The organism is Micromonospora sp. NPDC002575, assembly GCF_042889525.1.
Taxonomy (GTDB): domain Bacteria; phylum Actinomycetota; class Actinomycetes; order Mycobacteriales; family Micromonosporaceae; genus Micromonospora; species Micromonospora carbonacea.
This window is the reverse complement of sequence record NZ_JBIARA010000004.1, coordinates 192262-209019: the sequence shown is the minus strand read 5'-3', so window position 1 is coordinate 209019 and position 16758 is coordinate 192262. Positions and strand designations below refer to the sequence as shown.

The following is a 16758-nucleotide window of genomic DNA, read 5'->3' as shown; positions in this document are numbered from 1 at the left end:
GCACGTCATGCACCTCGTCACCTACCTGCACGTCGCGCTGACGACACGGCTGGCCGAGCTGCGCCGCGACGGCGAGCGCGGCGACAGCCCCGTACCGACCGCGGTGATCATCTTCGGGCTGGTCGCCGTGGCGATCGCCGTCACCGGGTTCGCCCTGGCCAAGGCCAACGACTGGATGAGCAACATCCCGGACCACCAGGCCCCGCAGGCTCCGCCGGCCCCGTAATGTCGAACCGCCCCATCCCCGTGGACCTGAGCCGGTCGGCACCCGCCGACCGGCCCGCCGGCCTGCGCCGGCACGGGCCACCCCGGTCAGGGGCCGGCCTCGGCCGGCGGGCCCGGCAGCGGCTTGGCGGCGGCGTACGGCTCGGCCGGGCGGTCCGGCGGCGGCTCATCCGGGGCGGGGCGGACCGGGGGGCCAACCCGGTGGAGCTGGCGGTGGTGATGCCGGCGATCCTGGTGCTGCTGTTCGCCTCGATCCAGGTCGCCGCCTGGTTCGTCGCCCGCGCCACCGCGCTCAACGCCGCGCAGAGCGCGGTCAACGCCCAGCGCCTGTACGAGGCCCCCGCCGGGGCCGGCGAGGCGCGGGCCGTCGACTTCCTCACCGCCGCCGGGGACTGGCTGGTCGGCTGGGACCAGCCGGGGCCCGCCTGCGTCACCGGCGTCGCCGAGGTGACCTGCACGGTCAGCGGGGACTCGCTGTCGGTCATCCCCGGCGTCAGCTTCCCGGTGCGCCAGACCGCGCGCGGCACGATCGAACGGTGGACGACGGGATGAGCCGGCGCCGTCGCCCCGCAGCCGAGCGCGGCTCGGTCGCCATCGAGGTGGCCGTCCTCGCCCCCGCGTTCATCGGGCTGATGGTGCTGGCCGGCGTCGCCGGGCGTACCGCGATCGCGCAGGAGGCGGTCCAGTCGGCGGCGCACGACGCCGCCCGCGCCGCGTCCATCTCCCGGGACGCCGATACGGCCCGCGAGCAGGCCCTGGACGCCGCGCAGAGCCAGCTCGACTGGCAGCGGGCCAACTGCGCCGGCCAGCCCACGCTCACCCTGCGCGGCTCGGTGGGCGGCTCGCCGGTCAGCTTCGCCGAGGCGTTCGACAGCGACCCCGGCACGACCGCCGCCGTGACGGTGCAGGTCACCTGCACGGTCAGCTTCACCGACATCGACCTGGCGCTGCTGCCCGACATGGCGGGCAGCCGGACGATCTCGGCCAGCTTCACCTCCCCGCTGGACCGCTACCGGAGCCGGTCGTGACCGCCCGCGTCCCCGGTGCAGCTGCGCACCCCGCCACCGCCGAAGATCCCGGCGAGGGTGTGGACACCGCCCGCGCCACCGGCGGGGGCGAGGGCGCGGGCACCGCCCGTGTCGCCGGCGCGGGGCGTCGGTGGCGCGGCGACGACGGCCGGGTCAGCCTGTTCCTGGCGGCGGCGATGATCGGCGTCCTCGCGATCATCGGCCTGGCCTTCGACGGCGCCGGGCAGCTCCGCTCCCGGCAACTGGCCGACAACCTGGCCGCCGAGGCGGCCCGCACCGGCGGCCAGTCCATCGACCGGGCGAAGGCCATCCAGGGCGGGCGCAAGGAGATCGACGAGACGGCGGCCAGGGCGGCGGTGACGAGTTACCTCGCCGCCGCCGGCGCCACCGACCACAGCGTCGAGTTCCCCGTCGTCGACGGGGAGAAGCTCATCCGCGTACAGGTCACCGTCACCTACGACCGCTACCTGCTCGGCTTCTTCGGCTTCGGTGCCGACGTCACCGTCTCCGGCGAGGCCACCGCACGCGCCCTCACCGAGGGCCCCTAGGAAGGGAAGGCACGCCATGGCCGCACCGGGTCGCTCCGCCGTACGGCGGGTCGGGCAGGTACTCACCGGGTTCGGCGCGCTGGTCGTGCTGATCGCCGTGCTGGTCGGGGGGCCGGTGGCGCTGATCGCGTTCGCCGGGAACCCGCTGCCCGACCACGTGCCCACCCTCGCCGAGGTCGGCGCCACGCTGACCAGCCGGGACGACGGCCAGCTCTTCCTGCGGGCGCTGGCCCTGGTCGGCTGGTTCGGCTGGGCGACCTTCGCCTTCTCCGTGGTCGTGGAGTTGGGCGCGCAGACGCTGCGCCGGCCGGCGCCCCGGCTGCCCGGGATGAGCCGGCAGCAGCGCGCCGCCGCGGCGCTGGTCGGCTCGGTGGCCCTGATCATCGCGGCGAGCCCGGCCGCCGCCAGCGCGGCCACCGTGCTGTCCGGCCCGTACCCCGCCGCCGCGCCCGTCGCCGTCGCCGGGACACCGGCGGCCCGCCCGGTCGCCGCGCTGCCGGTGGTCGACGCCCGGGCCACGACGCCGACGGCCGCCGACCTGCGGCAGGAGGCGGAACCGGCGGTGTACCGGGTGGCCAAGGGCGACTACCTGGGCGAGGTCGCCGAACGCTACCTCGACGACTTCGACCGCTACCGGGACGTGGCGAAGCTGAACCGGCTGGGCGACCCGGACCGCATCCGCCCCGGGCAGCTGATCACGCTGCCCGACGGCGTCCACGACGCCGGGGCCCGCCGGCACGCGACCGGCAAGCTGGTGGTCCGGCCCACGACGCCCGCCCCCGGCGGTACGGCCACCCCCCGGCCCCCGGCCGCCCCCGCCACCCCGCCTGCCGCCGACGCGCCGGCGGCACCGGGTGCGGCGCAGTCCTCGCCCACGCCGCCGTCACCCACCTCGCCACGGGCCACCCGTCCCGCCCCCGGTCCCTCCGCCGCCCAGCCGCCGGCCGGGTCGGCGTCGGACGGCTCGTCGCACGGCACCCAGCAGGTCGCCCAGCCGCCCTCCGGGCCGCAGCCGGCGATGGCCGCCGGGGCGTCCCGGGCGGGCGCGGGCGACCAGGTGAACCGGCCGCTCGCCGTCTCGGCGGTGCTCGCCGTCGCCAGCATCGTCGGGGCGCAGATCGGGGCCGTCCTCGGGCTGCGCCGCCGGCCCGCGGTCGTCAGGGCCACCAGCAGCGCGCGGGCCCTCGTCAGCGGCCGGCACCGCCGGGACTGACCCCCGAGCCGAGGCACGGGGCCGAGCCAGGCGGCCCCTTGATCGACTTCATGTCGCCGACATGGGGGTATCCGGCGCGCGGGAAGCCGCCATGTCGCCGACATGGCGGTGGGCTGCCCTGAGCCCGGCCGGCGGGCCCGCCGGCCGGGCTCAGGGCAGCCTCGCCTCCAGGACCCCGTCGACCACCCGGGTCGGCAGGATCTGTTGGTCGTTCCCGGACGGCCCGTGTACGACCTCGCCCCCGTTGAGCCGGAACGCGCTCCCGTGCCAGGGGCAGACGACGCAGGCGTGCCCGTCGATTTGGGTGACCTCGCCCTCGCCGAGGGGGCCGCTCTGGTGCGGGCAGCGCTCCAGCATGACCGTGACCTCGTCGCCGTGCCGGTAGAGGATCACCGAGACGTCGTCCACCTCGCGGGTGACCAGCTTGCGCTGGGGCAGCGTGGCCATGTCCGCCAGCGGGTGCCAGCCCTCACCGATCCGGTGCAGCTCAGAGATGCTCTGGTTGACCTGCGCCCCCTGCTTGTACGCGAGGTGCCCGCCGAGGTACGCCCCCGCGCTCGCCGCGCTCAGCCCGAGGTACGCCAGCGCCCGCCCAGTCCCGTGCCGCCCGCGCAGCCGGGCCGCCAGCGAGCCCGCGTACAGGGTCAGGCCGACGGTGTTGGCGGCGGCGTGCACCAGCCCGACGCGGCGCTGCTCCCGGGAGAGGGCCGCCCAGTCGTTCAGGCCGGCGATCGCCGCCGGGAGGGCACTGACGGTGCCCAGCCCGACCAGGGCGGTGGCCGCCCGGCGTTGGCCGGGCATGAGGTCGAGCACGGCCGCGCTGATCCAGGAGCCGACCGGCACCTGCACCATCGCCGGGTGCAGCGGATGACCGAGGAACACGCCGTGCAGCAGGTCGCGGACCCGCTGCGGGCGCAGGGTGGCCTGGACGACGCGCTGCAACCGGTCGCCGGTCCGGTCCAGGGCCGAGGTCTGTTCGAGTTTCGTCAAGAGTGCCCGCATTCCGTCCGACTTCCCGGCAGAAGCGGTCGCAAACCGGGCAGCCGGGCCGGGTGTGTCCGGCGTACGCGCGGGTCGGACGCGGGGCTCGGCTACAGCCAGGGGCCGCTGCGGCAGATGAACTGGGTGGTGCCGCTGTACTGGGTGCTGCTGCCGTCGAAGTAGCTGTAGCTGGCCCGCACGGGGTGGCCGAGGTTGCTGGCCGGGCAGGCGGCGAAGAGGGTCGGCCCGGTGGTCGTGAAGGTGCCGACGCTGCCGGAGTACCAGGTGACGGTCCAGGTCGTCGTGCCGGTGCTGCTGCCGTCGCAGTAGAACTGCGACGCGCCGGACTCGCAGAAGGGCGCCGGGGCGGCGGCGAGGGCCGGGGTGGCACCGGCGGCGAGGCCCAGGGCGGCGAGGGCGGACGCGGCCAGGGCCTTGACGGTGGTACGCATGAAACCCCTCCCGACGTAGCCAAGTGATGACTCAGCGCCACGCCAGCCTAGCCGTCGCATAGACCTGCCTGAATTAGCCGTTCGGTCGGTCGGTGACCGGCCAGCGGTCGTGGTGCACCGCCTCGGCGAGGGGCCGGCGTCGCCGCCACCCGTGCCGCTCCAGGTCGGGCACGGCCTCCAGGTGCGTGACCGGCCCGAGGCAGAGCCAGGCCACCGGCCGGATGCCCGCCGGCACGCCCAGCAGCTCGGCGAGGAACGACTCCCGGTAGAAGGAGACCCACCCGACGCCCAGCCCCTCGGCGGTGGCGGCGAGCCAGAGGTTCTGGATGGCCAGGCAGACCGAGTAGAGGCCGGCGTCGGCGATGGCGTGCCGACCGAGCACGGCCGGGCCGCCGCGCTGCGGGTCGTACGTGACGACGACCGACAACGTCGACTCCAGCACCCCGTCGATCTTGATTCGCGCGAACCGTTCGGCCGCCGCGCCGTCGAGGGTGGCGGCGAAGGTGGCCCGCTCGGCCTGCACGTGCCGGTGGAACCGGCGGCGTACGGCGACGTCCCGGACCAGGACGAAGTCCCACGGCTGCGAGTAGCCCACGCTGGGCGCGGCGTGCGCGGCGTCGAGGATCCGGTACAGGGTGTCGGCCGGCACCGGCGCCCCGGTGAACTGGGCCCGGACGTCCCGGCGGCGGTGGATGGCGTCGTAGAGTTCCACAGGCAGGCTCCCGCTGCGCTCGGCCCACCCCGGCGGGCCCGCGCCGGATTCGCACCGGCTTCCCGATTCTTCCCGCGCCCGCGGGGCGCCTCGCATGATCGTGCCGCCGGCGATGCTAACCCGCGTCAGCGGCTCAGGGTCCGGCCGGGCAGCTCCCCGTACGTGGCGAGGCAGCGGACGGCGAAGCGGCGCGGGTCGGCGAATCCCCAGCGCGCGGCGGTCGCGGCCACGGAGGTGCCGTCGCCCGGGGTGGCCCGGGACAGCTCCCGCCGGGCCAGGACGTAGCCGAGTGGTTCCGCGTCCACCCGCAGGTCGAGGGCGATGCTGATGTCGTCGATGCAGAACGCCCCGGCGTTCCACCGGTCGTGGCGCAGCGGGAACCGGTCGGCACGGCGGCCAGCCGCACGCGGCGGCCGTATGCGGCCTCGTGTCAGTTCCGCAGGGTCTGGCTCGGCGACCGCCCATAGGCCCGGCGGTACTCCGTGGCGAACCGGCCCAGGTGGACGAAGCCCCACCGGACGGCGACGGCGGCCACGGTGAGGCCCGCGCCGGGCTCGGCGGCCTGGAGTTCGTTGTGCACCCGCTCCAGGCGCACCCGTCGCAGGTAGCGCGTCGGGGTGGTGTCGAGGTACTTCCGGAATGCCTGCTGGAGCGCCCGCGCGCCCAGCCCGGCCGCGACCGCCACGTCGGTCACGGTCAGGGCCTGGTCCGCGTACTGCTCGATGTGGGCGATCGCGCGACGGACGGCGGCCGGCGCGACGGCCCCTGCGCCCCGCGTCGGCGCCCCGGTCATCGTCGTGTTGGGGAACGTGGCCAGCGCGACGGCCGCCAGCAGGCCCGTGGCCTCCGCCTGCACCAGGGCGTTGGCCCCGAACGCGGTGTCCGGCAGCGCCACCCGGGTGAGATAGCGCATGGTGTTGCGCCAGAGCTGCGCGGCGGACGGGGACACCGGCAGCAGCCCCTGGAACCGCAGGTCGACCGGCGCGAGACCGCACCGCTCCTGCGCCACCCGCCAGACGTCGGCGAGGGGGAGCTCGACGGCGACGACCTCCATGTCGCGGTGCAGGATCGCCCTGGTCCGCCGGGGCGGCACCAACATCAGGTCACCCGCGCCGGCCATCACCTCCCCGGCCCCGACGTCGACCCCCCAGCCGCCCGAGAGCACCTCCGCCACCCCGACGACGTCCCGGGTGAACACGTCGTTGTCCGCGTTCATCGGGTAGCGCACCCGGGCGAGGCTGGCCGAGCCGAACCGCGCGTGGTCGGCCCGGAAGACGACGCCCCGGCGGCGGTCGAATGTGCGCAGCCGATGGTCCGGATAGGCGGCCAGCAACCAGCCGTGCGCCTCGTCCGGGTCGTCCGTGACGAGTCGCGACCACGACCCCGGCGGGTCGGCGGGGCCCTCCTCCCCGCAGTCGACCCGCTTCGTCACGGACGACTCCACCCCGGTACGTCCTGTCACGGCATCTCCCCGCATCGCCAGCGGCAGCGCCGACCGGCGTCCCTCGCCCTCACCCTCACCCGGGCCCACGGCGGCGGGCGGCGCGTACCGCACGAGTTCGCGTCGCCACGTTGAGTGGCCCTTCAGCGCGCATTCTGGCCGTCGACAGGAGACAGGAGAAGTCGCCACGGGCCGGGCTGTCCGCCGCGCGAAGCCGATGTACGTACTACGAACACGAACCGTCGTCCGCACCGGGCCGCGTCCGCGCTGGTGCGTCGGCGTCCGAACAGGGCATGCTGTCCCGATGGGGGTACGGGTCGAGCACGCCGCCGCGGTGACCACGGTGATCCTGGATCGGCCGGCGGCCCGCAACGCCGTCGACGGTCCCACCGCCCGGGCCCTGGCCGACGCGTTCCGCGCCTTCGAGGCCGACCCGGCGGCGGCGGTGGCCGTGCTGTGGGGGGCCGGCGGCACGTTCTGCGCGGGCGCGGACCTGAAGGCGATCGGCACGCCGAGCGGCAACCGGGTCGAGCCGGACGGCGACGGCCCGATGGGCCCGACCCGGCTGCGGCTGTCCAAGCCGGTGATCGCCGCGATCGCCGGGTACGCCGTGGCCGGCGGGCTGGAGCTGGCGCTCTGGTGCGACCTGCGGGTCGCCGAGTCCGACGCGGTGCTCGGGGTGTTCTGCCGGCGCTGGGGCGTGCCACTGGTCGACGGGGGCACCGTCCGGCTGCCGAGGCTGATCGGCGAGAGCCGGGCGATGGACCTGATCCTCACGGGCCGGCCGGTGCCGGCCGAGGAGGCGTACGCGATGGGGTTGGTGAACCGGCTGGTCGCGCCGGGTGCGGCCCGCGCGGAGGCCGAGCGGCTGGCCGCCGAGATCGCCCGGCACCCGCAGGCGTGCCTGCGCAACGACCGGGCGGCGGTGCTGGCCGGCGCGCACCTGCCCGAGCCGGACGCCCTCGCGGTGGAGCTGGCCTACGGCGCGGAGTCCCTCGCGGCCGGCGCGGCGGCGGGGGCGGCCCGGTTCGCGGCGGGCGCGGGCCGCCACGGCGCCCCCGCCTGACGGGCGTCGCCCGGCTACCTCAGGTCGCGCAGGGCCGTCTCGATCGCCCGGTGGAACGTCGGGTACGCGTAGATCATGTGCCGGAGCCGGCTCAGCAGCACCTCCGCGTGCACCGCCACCACCAGGCCCGACAGCACCTCGCCGCCGGCCGGGCCGACCGAGGTGGCCCCGACCAGCACCCCCCGGTCGGCGTCCGCGACCAGCTTGACGAACCCGTCGCCCCGGTGGATCCAACCCCGGGTGGACGAGCCGAGCCGGCTCACCCCGACCTGCACGTTGATGCCCCGCTCGCGGGCCTGCCGCTCGGTGAGCCCGACCGCGCCGATCTCGGGGTCGGTGAAGGTGACCCGGGGCAGCGCCCGGTAGTCGGCGTGCGGCACCCCGCCCGCGATGCCGGCGCCCTCCGTGCGCGCCGCGCCGCCGACGGCGCTGGCAGCGCCGCTCGCGTCCGCGCCGGCCTGCGCCCGCCGGACGTGGTCGAGCACGTCGGCGACCACGATGGCCGCCTGATACATGGCGACGTGGGTGAACGCGCCCTCCCCGGTCAGGTCGCCGACGCCCCAGATCCCGTCGGCGGCGCGCAGCCGGTCGTCCACGGCCAGGAACCGCTGCCCCGGGTCGACGCCGACGGTGTCGAGGCCCAGCTCCTCGAGGTGCGCCCGGCGGCCGGTGACCACGAGCAGCCGCTCGGCGGTGAACTCGGCCCCGCCCGACGCCCGCAGCGTGAACGTCCGCCCGTCGTGGTCGACCCGTTCGGCCCGTACCTCGGTGGCGATCCGCACCCCGTCGGCGCGCAGGGCGGCGGCGGCCACCTCGGAGGACTCGGGCTCCTCGACGGCGAGCACCCGGCCCGACGCCTCCAGCACGGTCACCTCGACGCCGAACCGGGCGAAGACCTGGGCCAGCTCCAGCCCGATCGCGCCGCCGCCGAGCACCAGCAGGCTGCCCGGCAGCTCCTCGACCTCGATGGCCTGCTGGTTCGTCCAGTACGGCGTGTCGGCCAGCCCCGGCAGCGGCGGCACGAAGGGCCGGGTGCCGGTGCCGAGCACGATGCCGTGCCGGGCCTGGAAGACCCGCTCGCCGACGCGGACCCGCCCGGGGCCGTCGAGCGACCCGCTGCCCCGCACGAACCGGCCGCCCTTGCCGGTGAACCGCTCCACCGCGACCCGGTCGTCCCACGTGTCGGTGGCTTCCTCGCGGATCCGCTTCGCCACCGGGGCCCAGTCGGGGCGCACCTCGGCCTCCCCCGCGAACTCGTTGACCCGCCGGGCCTCGGCGACCGCGTTCGCCGCCCGGATCATCATCTTGCTCGGGATGCACCCCCAGTAGGGGCACTCGCCGCCGACCAGCCTCCGCTCGATGCCGACGACGCTCAGGCCGGCCTCCGCGAGCCGTCCGGCCACCTCCTCGCCGCCGACCCCGAGCCCGAGCACGACCACGTCCACCAGTTCCGGTTCCGCCATCGGACCAGCATTCCGCACCGGAGCACCGCCGGCCACCGTGAGGGCGGGCCGATCGCGGTACGGGTCATCGGCCGGCGGGGGCCAGAGCCGGGCCGGGCACCGCGACGGGGGTGCCGGCGGGGGTGAGCAGGGCCCGCCCGGCCACCGCCATCCGCCGCCGCCGGGGCACCAGCGCCCGCCGGGTGAACACGTCGTAGTCCTGGGCGGCGACCTCGTCGAGGATGCCGCCGTAGAGGGCGTACGCGGTGCGCATGCACGCCTGGGAGGCGGGGGCCAGCAGGGTCACGCCCGGCGCGGCGGCTGCGTAGTGCGTCTGGGCGCGGCTCACCTCGTACTCGACGAGGTCGCGGATCCTCGGGGTGGCCCGGCCCCGGGCGGCGGCGGCGAACAGGTCCTCGCGGGTGACGTCGAACTTGGCGAGGTCCTCGTCGGGCAGGTACGTCCGGCCGCGCGCGAGGTCCTCGGCGACGTCCCGGATGAAGTTGGTGAGCTGGAAGGCGAGGCCGAGCTGCCGGGCGGGCTCGCGGGCGGCGGCGGGGTCGCAGCTGCCGAGGATCGGCAGCATCATGGTGCCGATGACGGCGGCCGAGCCCTCCATGTAGTCGAGCAGGTCGTCGTAGCTGGGGTACGCGGTGACGGTCAGGTCCATCGCCATGCTGCGCAGGAACGAGGCGAAGTCGGCCCGGTCCAGGTCGAAGACGGCGATGGTGTGCAGCACGGCGGGCAGCAGCGGGTCGTCGACCGGGGCCCCGCCCAGCCCGGCCAGGAAGCGGGCCGACCAGTCGTCGAGCCGGGCGGCCCGCTCGGCGGGCGGCAGGTCCTCGGTGCGGTCGACGATCTCGTCGGCGTACCGGGTGAATCCATACAGGGCGTGCACGTGCCGCCGTTTCCAAGCGGGGAGCAGGCGGGTGGCGAGATAGTAGGTGCGGCCGTGACGTCTGTGCAGCTCGCGGCAGCGGTCATAGGCAGCGGTGAGGTCGACGTCCACCGGCCCTCCCTCGAATTCGACGCATCAATCGACGCAACTCGTAACCCTAGGGTACGCTCGCCGACATGGCCAACGACGCAGTTGCGGGTAATGCGCTCCGCGTCGCGCCGGCACAGCCGGAAGCGACGGACGATCCGGTCCGCGGCGTACTGGCCGCGTTCACGAAGGACCTGGTCAAGGGGGTCGACGCGACCCTCGCCACGTTCCTCGCCGCCGAGGTTTCCACGCTCGCCGAAATCGACTCGGCGATGGGCGAATTCGCCGCGGCGGCGCGCGACTGCGTGCTGGCCGGCGGCAAACGGGTGCGCCCCACCTTCGCCTACTGGGGCTGGCGGGGGGTCGCCGGCGGGGCCGAGCCGCTGCCGGTGGTGCTGCCGGCCCTCGCCGCCCTGGAGCTGCTGCACACGTTCGCCCTCGTGCACGACGACGTGATGGACGCCTCCGACACCCGGCGCGGCCGTCCCACGGCGCACCGGGCCGCCGCCGCCCGGCACGTCGCCGCCGGCCACACCGGCGACCCGGGCCGGTTCGGCGAGACGGTGGCCGTGCTCGTCGGCGACCTCTGCATGGTGTGGGCCGACCGGCTGCTCGCGCACGCCACCGTGCCGCCGGCCCGGCTGCTCGACGTCCGGCGCTGCTACGACCAGATGCGCGTCGAAACGGTCGCCGGGCAGTACCTCGACGTCCTGGGCGCGAACGACGCGGCCAACTGGTCGCTGGACCGGGCCCTTCGGGTCGCCCGCTACAAGACCGCCAGCTACACCGTCCAGCGTCCGCTGCTGTTCGGCGCGGCCCTGGCCGGCACCGACGCCGACGGGCCGCTGACCGCCGCGTACACCCGCTACGGCCTGGCCGTCGGCGAGGCGTTCCAGCTCCGCGACGACCTGCTGGGCGTCTACGGCGACCCGGCGGCCACCGGCAAGCCGGCCGGCGACGATCTGCGCACCGGCAAGCCGACCGCCCTGCTGATGCTCGCCCGCCAGCTCGCCACCGCGACCCAGCGCCGGGCGCTGGAGCGGGCCGGCACGCTCACCGCCGCGCACGAGGTGTCCCGGCTCGCCGAGCTGGTCGCCGACACCGGCGCGGTCGCCCGGGTCGAACGGATGATCTCCGAGCGGGTCGCCGACGCGCTGGCCGCGCTCGACACCGCGTCGATCGACGAGACCGCGCGCACCGCGCTGACGGGCCTCGCCACCGCCGCCACCGCGCGGCGGGCATGATGGGCAAACTCGTGAGGGAGGTGGTCGCGTGCGCACCGTGACCGGACGTACGGACCGGGTGGTGGTCGTCGGCGCGGGGCTCGGCGGGCTGGCCTGCGCGCTGCACCTGGCCGGCAGCGGACGACAGGTGACCATGCTGGAACGCGAGGCGGTGCCCGGCGGCCGGGCTGGGCGGCTCGGCGTCGACGGGTACGAGTTCGACACCGGCCCCACCGTGCTCACCATGCCCGACCTGATCGCCGAGGCGCTCGGCGCGGTCGGCGAGGAGCTGGGTGACTGGGTCGAGCTGATGCCGCTGGACCCGGCGTACCGGGCCCACTACCCGGACGGCTCGACGCTGGACGTCATCACCGACACCACCCGGATGGCCGCCGAGATCGCCTCGGTCTGCGGGCCCCGGGAGGCCGACGGCTACCTGCGCTTCGTCGACTACGCCCGGAAGCTGTGGCGGCTGGAGCGGGCCGACTTCATCGAGCGCAACCTCGACGCCCCCACCGACCTGCTCACCGGCAACCTGCTGAAGCTGCTCGCGGGCGGCGCGTTCCGCCGGCTCCAGACGAAGATCGAGCAGTTCTTCCGCGACCCGCGCACCCAGCGGATCTTCTCCTTCCAGGCCATGTACGCCGGGCTCGCCCCGCACGACGCGCTGGCCATCTACGCCGTCATCGCGTACCTCGACTCGGTGGCCGGGGTCTACTTCCCGCGCGGCGGCATCCACGCGGTCTCCCGGGGGATGGCCGGCGCGGCCGAGAAGCACGGCGTGCAGCTCCGCTACGGCACCACGGTGGCCCGGGTGGAGACCGCGAACGGCCGGGCGACCGGGGTGGTCACCGCCGACGGCGAGTTCGTCGGAGCCGACGTGGTGGTGCTCAACCCGGACCTGCCGATCGCCTACCGGGACCTGCTCCCGCCGACCCGCCGACGCCGGTTGACCTACTCGCCGTCGTGCGTGGTGCTGCACGTCGGCTCGCGGCAGGGCTATGAGAAGATCGCCCACCACAACATCCACTTCGGGCGCTCCTGGAAGGGCACGTTCGACCAGGTGATCCGGCGGGGGGAGCTGATGACCGACCCGTCCCTGCTGGTCACCAACCCCAGTCGCACCGACCCGGCGGTCGCCCCGGCCGGCGGGCACACGTACTACGTGCTCGCCCCGGTGCCGAACCTCGACCGGGCCCCGTTCGAGTGGCGCGGCGACCTCACCCGCCGGTACGCCGACCAGCTCGTCGAGACGCTGGAGGAGCGCGGGTACGTCGGCTTCGGCGCCGGCATCGAGGTGCTGCGCGCGGTCACCCCGGCCGAGTGGGCCGAGCAGGGCATGGCCGCCGGCACCCCGTTCGCGTCCGCGCACAGCCTCTTCCAGACCGGGCCGTTCCGCCCGTCGAACCTGCACCGGACCCTCGACAACGTGGTGTTCGTCGGCTCCGGCACCCAGCCCGGCGTCGGCGTGCCCATGGTCCTGATCTCCGGCAAGCTGGCCGCCGCCCGGGTGACGGGCGGCGACCGGTGAGCGCCCGAGCAGTGGGATGTACGCGGTGAGCGCCCGCGAGGAACACCTGGTCGAGCTGGTCGACGACGACGGCCGGGCGCGGGGCGAGGCGACCGTGTCCGCCGCCCACCAGCCGCCCGGCCGGTTGCACCGGGCCTTCTCCGTGCTGCTCGTCGCCCCCGACGGCCGGGTGCTGCTCCAGCGCCGGGCCGCCGTGAAGACCCGGTTCCCGCTGCGCTGGGCCAACTCCTGCTGCGGCCATCCCGCGCCGGGCGAGTCGCTGACGGCCGCCGCGAACCGCCGGCTGGGCGAGGAGTTGGGCGTCGGGCCCGTCGAGCTGACCGAGACCGGCGTGTACGTCTACTACGCCGAGGACCCGGCCACCGGCCGCGTCGAGTTCGAGTACGACCACGTGCTGCGCGCCGACGTACCGGGCGACCTGCCCGTGCGGCCGGACCCGGCCGAGGTGGCCGAGCTGCGCTGGGTCGACCCGGCGACGCTGGAGACCGACCTCGACGGCGACCCCCGGGCGTACGCCCCCTGGCTGGGCGGGGTGGTGAACCGCCTGCTGCACCCGTCCCCGCCGACGCGCGCCACCAACGGCCCCGGCGCGGCCCCGGCCGGTCCCCCCGTGGACGAGGCCGACGAGGCGGCGGAGCGGTCGGGTGGGCGATGAGGCGTTGAGCGCGGGGGCCGTGGCACGCCGCCTCGGTGTCGCGGTCACCACGCTGCGCACCTGGCACCAGCGGTACGGGCTGGGCCCGAGCCAGCACCTGCCGGGCCACCACCGGCGGTACACGGCGGCCGACCTCGCGCGCCTGGAGATCATGCGCAAGCTGACCGCCGAGGGGGTCACCCCGGCCGAGGCGGCCCGCTGGGCGCGGCAGGTGCCCGCCCCGGGCCCAGCCGGCGGGCCGGGCGGCGTCGTCGCCAACCGGGTCCGGCCGGGCAGCAGGCGCGACGGCGGCGGACAGACCATCCCGGTCGGCCGGGCCGGGCCGGCGGCCCGGGGGATGGCCCGGGCCGCCATGCGGCTGGACTCGGTGGCGATCGGGGAGACGATCGCGCACGCCCTGGCCACCGACGGCGTCGTGGGCACCTGGGATGGGCTGCTGCGCCCGGTGCTCGTCGGCATCGGCGAGCGGCACGCCGCCACGGCCGGCCTCATCGAGGTGGAGCACCTGGTGTCCCGGTGCGTCTCGGAGGCGTTCGCCGCCGTCGCCCGCGCCGCCTCGGCCCCCGGCCCGGCCCGCATCCTGCTCTCCTGCGCCGACGAGGAGCAGCACACCCTGCCGCTGGAGGCGCTCGCCGCCGCGCTGGCCGAGGCCGGCGTCGCGTACCGGATGCTCGGCGCCCGGGTGCCGGCGGCGGCCCTGGTCGAGGCGGTCAACCGCACCGGCCCGGCGGCCGTGGTGGTCTGGTCGCACACCCGGGCCACCGCCGACCCGGCCCAGCTCACCGCGTTACTGGCGAGCCCGCGCCGGCCGCTGCTGGTGCTGGCCGCCGGTCCCGGCTGGCGGGCCGACTCGCTGCCGGCCGGCGTGGTCCGCCCGGTCGACCTGGCCGAGGCGGTCTCGCTCGCCCTGGCCGTGCGGGACTCACTGGACCAGTCGACGGGGGACTGACCGCCCTGCCGCCGGTTGCGTTCCGTCCACTACGGTCGAGTGGCCCACGGTCCCCGACCCCTCGGAGTGACGATGAGCGCACGGAGTGCACTGGCACTCGGCCTCTGTCTGACGCTGTTCCTGGCCGGCTGCGGCGAGCGGACGACCGACCGGCGGCCGGAGGCCGCGGCCTCCCCCGCGACACCGACCGCGTCCCCGCCGGAGCCGACGCCCAAGCCGACCGTCGCGCCCAAGCCGACCCGCACCACCCCACCCCCGCTGCGCCCGCGCCCCACCAAGCTCCCGGCCGGGCTGCGCCGGACCACGGGCGGCAAGGCCGTGGCGTTGACCTTCGACGACGGGCCCGACCCGGCCTGGACGCCGAAGATCCTCGACCAGCTCAAGGCAGCCGGGGCGAAGGCCACCTTCTGCGTGGTCGGCACGCAGGTACGCAAGCACCCGCAGCTGGTCGCCCGGATCGCCCGCGAGGGGCACCAGCTCTGCAACCACAGCTGGCGGCACGACATCGACCTCGGCCGGCGGCCGGTCGCCGACATCCGCGCCGACCTGGCACGCACCAACCGCGCCATCCGGGCGGCGGCGCCGGACGCCAAGGTGACCCTCTACCGGCAGCCGGGCGGGCGGTGGACCCCGGAGGTGGTGGCGGTGGCGAAGCAGCTCGGCATGCGATCGCTGCACTGGGCCGTCGACCCGCAGGACTGGGCGAAGCCCACCGCCCCGACGATCAGGAAGCGGGTCACGGGCGCGACGAAGCCTGGCTCGATCGTGCTGCTGCACGACGGGGGCGGGAACCGGGCCGCCACGGTGGCCGCCTGCGCCCATCTCATCGGCGACCTGAAGCGGCGCTACGGGCTCACCCGGATCGGCTAGACCGCCCGTGACCTGCCGGTTTGTGGCTGGATGTGCCGCCGGCCATACCGATTTGTTTCGTGGGCCGACCGTCACGTATGCTTTCGAAGCCTCCGGCGGGGCCGGATGGGAGCAAGTCCGCTAGAAGTTGCGAGTGTGCAATGATGGCGGGGCCGCCCTCATCGTCTAGCGGCCCAGGACGCCGCCCTTTCAAGGCGGTAGCACGGGTTCGAATCCCGTTGGGGGCACGACCGGCGCAAGCCGGAGCAACACCGGTAACACCAGCAAGGTCCTGTGGAGCAGTCGGAGTGCTCGCCGCCCTGTCAAGGCGGAGGTCGCGGGTTCAAGTCCCGTCAGGACCGCAAGCGCTGACGCCGCGCGAAAGATGCGCGGCGTTCTGCGTATCGGAGCAGGTGCCCTGTCGGCGGCGACCCCGCCACTTGGGTACGATGAGCCGAGCAGCACGGCCAGGTAGCTCAGTTGGTACGAGCGTCCGACTGAAAATCGGAAGGTCGGCGGTTCGACCCCGCCCCTGGCCACATAGCCTTTCGCCGGGCTACAGAGGTCCCCACCAGCGGCAACGCAGGTGGGGATCTTGCTTATGCAGCCCCGGCGGGTCGTAACGATCGATGCTGTCCTTAGTTGACCGCTGGGCACCCATGATCAGTGCCGCTAGTTGCACGTAGGGTGCACGCCAGTTCACCCCCGCATGCGGGGGAACAACGACAGCGCCGTCACCTCGCCCACGTCGAGCGACTCCGGGCGATGCCCTACCCGTGGGAGTCACCACAAGCAGCATGAGTGGCCTCGGCGCAAGGCAGCACGGCGTGCCGCCACGACCACTCGGCGCTACTGTCCGACATTCGGGCGCAACGGGTCCGCAAGCCGGCACTTTGCAAGCTGCACTCCCGGACAGCAGCCGGTATGGTCCGGGCCTATGGGACAGGAGATCGACGGTCCGACAGCCGTCCGGCAGGACGTCGCACGATACTCGCTCCGCAGCAGCCTCCTCGTTCCCGCCTCCGCCGAACGGGCCTTCGCGGTCTTCACCGGCGCCCTCACCGACTGGTGGGTGCCGGAATACACCTGGTCCGGGCCGGCCGAGTTGGTCGAGTTGGGCGTCGAGCCACACGCCGGGGGCATGCTCTACGAGATCGGCCCGCACGGCTTCCGTGCCGACTGGGGTCGGGTGCTGACCTGGGATCCGCCCCGCCGTCTGGTGTTCGTCTGGCAGATCGGGCCCGACCGGGTTCCGGTGCCCGACCCGGCGCGGGCCAGCGAGGTGGAGGTGCTGTTCCTTCCCGAGGGCCCGGAGTGGACCCGGGTGGAGGTCGAACACCGGCACTTCGACCGGCACGGCACGGCCGCCGAGGGATACCGGGAGGCCCTCACGGCCGGCTGGCACGAACTGCTGACCCGCTACCTATCCTGCGTCCTGCACCCCCACGAAAGCTGACG

The 16758-nt window shown here is 75.2% G+C and carries 19 protein-coding genes and 3 tRNA genes; 15 read left to right on the top strand and 7 right to left on the bottom strand.

Features of this window, described 5'->3' with window-relative positions; genetic code table 11:
* The first annotated feature begins 7 nt into the window (after window positions 1-7).
* The 5 genes from ACFYWL_RS08665 (at window position 8) to ACFYWL_RS08645 (ending at window position 3014) form a co-directional block, all read left to right on the top strand.
* Window positions 8-226, top strand: coding sequence for a hypothetical protein (locus tag ACFYWL_RS08665; RefSeq protein ID WP_386969269.1), 219 nt, complete (start codon window positions 8-10; stop codon window positions 224-226).
* A gap of 62 nt (window positions 227-288) precedes the next feature.
* Window positions 289-777 carry a TadE/TadG family type IV pilus assembly protein gene (locus ACFYWL_RS08660; protein ID WP_386969763.1) on the top strand — a complete coding sequence of 163 codons (489 nt, stop codon included), beginning with the start codon at window positions 289-291 and terminating at the stop codon, window positions 775-777.
* Window positions 774-1253 (top strand): TadE/TadG family type IV pilus assembly protein, encoded by a 480-nt coding sequence (locus tag ACFYWL_RS08655; RefSeq protein WP_386969267.1) that lies wholly within the window; start codon window positions 774-776, stop codon window positions 1251-1253. Before ACFYWL_RS08660 ends, ACFYWL_RS08655 begins: the two co-directional genes overlap by 4 nt.
* Window positions 1254-1429: 176 nt before the next feature.
* Complete coding sequence (locus ACFYWL_RS08650; protein ID WP_256095607.1) at window positions 1430-1801, top strand: hypothetical protein; 372 nt, start codon at window positions 1430-1432, stop codon at window positions 1799-1801.
* A 16-nt stretch (window positions 1802-1817) separates the two neighbouring features.
* Entirely contained in the window at window positions 1818-3014 is a 1197-nt protein-coding gene (locus tag ACFYWL_RS08645) for a LysM peptidoglycan-binding domain-containing protein (protein WP_386969264.1), read from the top strand.
* A 150-nt stretch (window positions 3015-3164) separates the two neighbouring features.
* Here ACFYWL_RS08645 and ACFYWL_RS08640 read toward each other — a convergent pair whose 3' ends face one another.
* From ACFYWL_RS08640 to ACFYWL_RS08620, 5 genes are all read right to left on the bottom strand, one after another.
* Entirely contained in the window at window positions 3165-4016 is an 852-nt protein-coding gene (locus ACFYWL_RS08640) for a Rieske 2Fe-2S domain-containing protein (protein ID WP_386969262.1), read from the bottom strand.
* Between the two features lie 89 nt (window positions 4017-4105).
* Window positions 4106-4447, bottom strand: coding sequence for a hypothetical protein (locus ACFYWL_RS08635; RefSeq protein WP_386969260.1), 342 nt, complete (start codon window positions 4445-4447; stop codon window positions 4106-4108).
* A 73-nt stretch (window positions 4448-4520) separates the two neighbouring features.
* Window positions 4521-5159 (bottom strand): 5,6-dimethylbenzimidazole synthase, encoded by a 639-nt coding sequence (gene bluB / locus ACFYWL_RS08630; RefSeq protein ID WP_386969258.1) that lies wholly within the window; start codon window positions 5157-5159, stop codon window positions 4521-4523.
* 125 nt (window positions 5160-5284) lie between these two features.
* Complete coding sequence (locus ACFYWL_RS08625) at window positions 5285-5464, bottom strand: hypothetical protein (RefSeq protein WP_386969256.1); 180 nt, start codon at window positions 5462-5464, stop codon at window positions 5285-5287.
* Between the two features lie 125 nt (window positions 5465-5589).
* Window positions 5590-6621 carry an AraC family transcriptional regulator gene (locus ACFYWL_RS08620; RefSeq protein WP_386969253.1) on the bottom strand — a complete coding sequence of 344 codons (1032 nt, stop codon included), beginning with the start codon at window positions 6619-6621 and terminating at the stop codon, window positions 5590-5592.
* 283 nt (window positions 6622-6904) lie between these two features.
* Here ACFYWL_RS08620 and ACFYWL_RS08615 point away from each other — a divergent pair, with 283 nt between their 5' ends.
* A complete protein-coding gene (locus ACFYWL_RS08615; RefSeq protein ID WP_386969251.1) occupies window positions 6905-7666 on the top strand; it encodes a crotonase/enoyl-CoA hydratase family protein in 762 nt (253 codons plus the stop codon).
* 14 nt (window positions 7667-7680) lie between these two features.
* Here the strand turns inward: ACFYWL_RS08615 and ACFYWL_RS08610 are convergent, their stop codons facing one another.
* Window positions 7681-9129, bottom strand: a complete 1449-nt coding sequence (locus tag ACFYWL_RS08610) for a dihydrolipoyl dehydrogenase family protein (protein WP_386969248.1) — start codon at window positions 9127-9129, stop codon at window positions 7681-7683.
* A 64-nt stretch (window positions 9130-9193) separates the two neighbouring features.
* Window positions 9194-10117, bottom strand: a complete 924-nt coding sequence (locus tag ACFYWL_RS08605; protein ID WP_386969246.1) for a phytoene/squalene synthase family protein — start codon at window positions 10115-10117, stop codon at window positions 9194-9196.
* A 65-nt stretch (window positions 10118-10182) separates the two neighbouring features.
* Here ACFYWL_RS08605 and ACFYWL_RS08600 point away from each other — a divergent pair, with 65 nt between their 5' ends.
* The 9 genes from ACFYWL_RS08600 to ACFYWL_RS08560 all read left to right on the top strand — a co-directional run bounded on the left by ACFYWL_RS08600 (window position 10183) and on the right by ACFYWL_RS08560 (window position 16756).
* On the top strand, window positions 10183-11337 hold the full coding sequence (locus tag ACFYWL_RS08600; RefSeq protein WP_386969243.1) for a polyprenyl synthetase family protein: 1155 nt from the start codon (window positions 10183-10185) through the stop codon (window positions 11335-11337).
* A 28-nt stretch (window positions 11338-11365) separates the two neighbouring features.
* On the top strand, window positions 11366-12847 hold the full coding sequence (gene crtI / locus ACFYWL_RS08595) for a phytoene desaturase family protein (protein WP_386969240.1): 1482 nt from the start codon (window positions 11366-11368) through the stop codon (window positions 12845-12847).
* Between the two features lie 25 nt (window positions 12848-12872).
* Window positions 12873-13502 carry an isopentenyl-diphosphate Delta-isomerase gene (idi, locus tag ACFYWL_RS08590; protein WP_386969237.1) on the top strand — a complete coding sequence of 210 codons (630 nt, stop codon included), beginning with the start codon at window positions 12873-12875 and terminating at the stop codon, window positions 13500-13502.
* The gene (locus ACFYWL_RS08585; RefSeq protein WP_386969234.1) at window positions 13492-14451 is read left to right on the top strand and encodes a MerR family transcriptional regulator; all 960 of its coding nucleotides are present in this window, start codon (window positions 13492-13494) and stop codon (window positions 14449-14451) included. The genes idi and ACFYWL_RS08585 overlap by 11 nt, the downstream gene beginning before the upstream one ends.
* Before the next feature lie 72 nt (window positions 14452-14523).
* Entirely contained in the window at window positions 14524-15321 is a 798-nt protein-coding gene (locus tag ACFYWL_RS08580; protein WP_386969231.1) for a polysaccharide deacetylase family protein, read from the top strand.
* Between the two features lie 154 nt (window positions 15322-15475).
* Window positions 15476-15548 (top strand) — tRNA-Glu (locus tag ACFYWL_RS08575).
* Between the two features lie 40 nt (window positions 15549-15588).
* Window positions 15589-15662: transfer RNA gene (locus tag ACFYWL_RS08570), tRNA-Asp, on the top strand.
* Window positions 15663-15765: 103 nt separating this feature from the next.
* Window positions 15766-15839, top strand: a tRNA-Phe gene (locus tag ACFYWL_RS08565).
* A gap of 398 nt (window positions 15840-16237) precedes the next feature.
* Complete coding sequence (locus tag ACFYWL_RS08560) at window positions 16238-16756, top strand: SRPBCC family protein (protein WP_386969229.1); 519 nt, start codon at window positions 16238-16240, stop codon at window positions 16754-16756.
* Window positions 16757-16758 lie beyond the last annotated feature (2 nt).

What these genes read in the sequence shown, in the direction of transcription:
- ACFYWL_RS08665 (WP_386969269.1), top strand. Translation starts at nt 8, where the DNA reads ATGCACCTCGTCACCTACCTGCACGTCGCGCTGACGACACGGCTGGCC.
- ACFYWL_RS08655 (WP_386969267.1), top strand. Translation starts at nt 774, where the DNA reads ATGAGCCGGCGCCGTCGCCCCGCAGCCGAGCGCGGCTCGGTCGCCATC.
- ACFYWL_RS08650 (WP_256095607.1), top strand. Translation starts at nt 1,430, where the DNA reads ATGATCGGCGTCCTCGCGATCATCGGCCTGGCCTTCGACGGCGCCGGG.
- ACFYWL_RS08645 (WP_386969264.1), top strand. Translation starts at nt 1,818, where the DNA reads ATGGCCGCACCGGGTCGCTCCGCCGTACGGCGGGTCGGGCAGGTACTC.
- ACFYWL_RS08640 (WP_386969262.1), bottom strand. Translation starts at nt 4,016, where the DNA reads ATGCGGGCACTCTTGACGAAACTCGAACAGACCTCGGCCCTGGACCGG.
- ACFYWL_RS08635 (WP_386969260.1), bottom strand. Translation starts at nt 4,447, where the DNA reads ATGCGTACCACCGTCAAGGCCCTGGCCGCGTCCGCCCTCGCCGCCCTG.
- ACFYWL_RS08615 (WP_386969251.1), top strand. Translation starts at nt 6,905, where the DNA reads ATGGGGGTACGGGTCGAGCACGCCGCCGCGGTGACCACGGTGATCCTG.
- ACFYWL_RS08610 (WP_386969248.1), bottom strand. Translation starts at nt 9,129, where the DNA reads ATGGCGGAACCGGAACTGGTGGACGTGGTCGTGCTCGGGCTCGGGGTC.
- ACFYWL_RS08600 (WP_386969243.1), top strand. Translation starts at nt 10,183, where the DNA reads ATGGCCAACGACGCAGTTGCGGGTAATGCGCTCCGCGTCGCGCCGGCA.
- ACFYWL_RS08580 (WP_386969231.1), top strand. Translation starts at nt 14,524, where the DNA reads ATGAGCGCACGGAGTGCACTGGCACTCGGCCTCTGTCTGACGCTGTTC.
- ACFYWL_RS08560 (WP_386969229.1), top strand. Translation starts at nt 16,238, where the DNA reads ATGGGACAGGAGATCGACGGTCCGACAGCCGTCCGGCAGGACGTCGCA.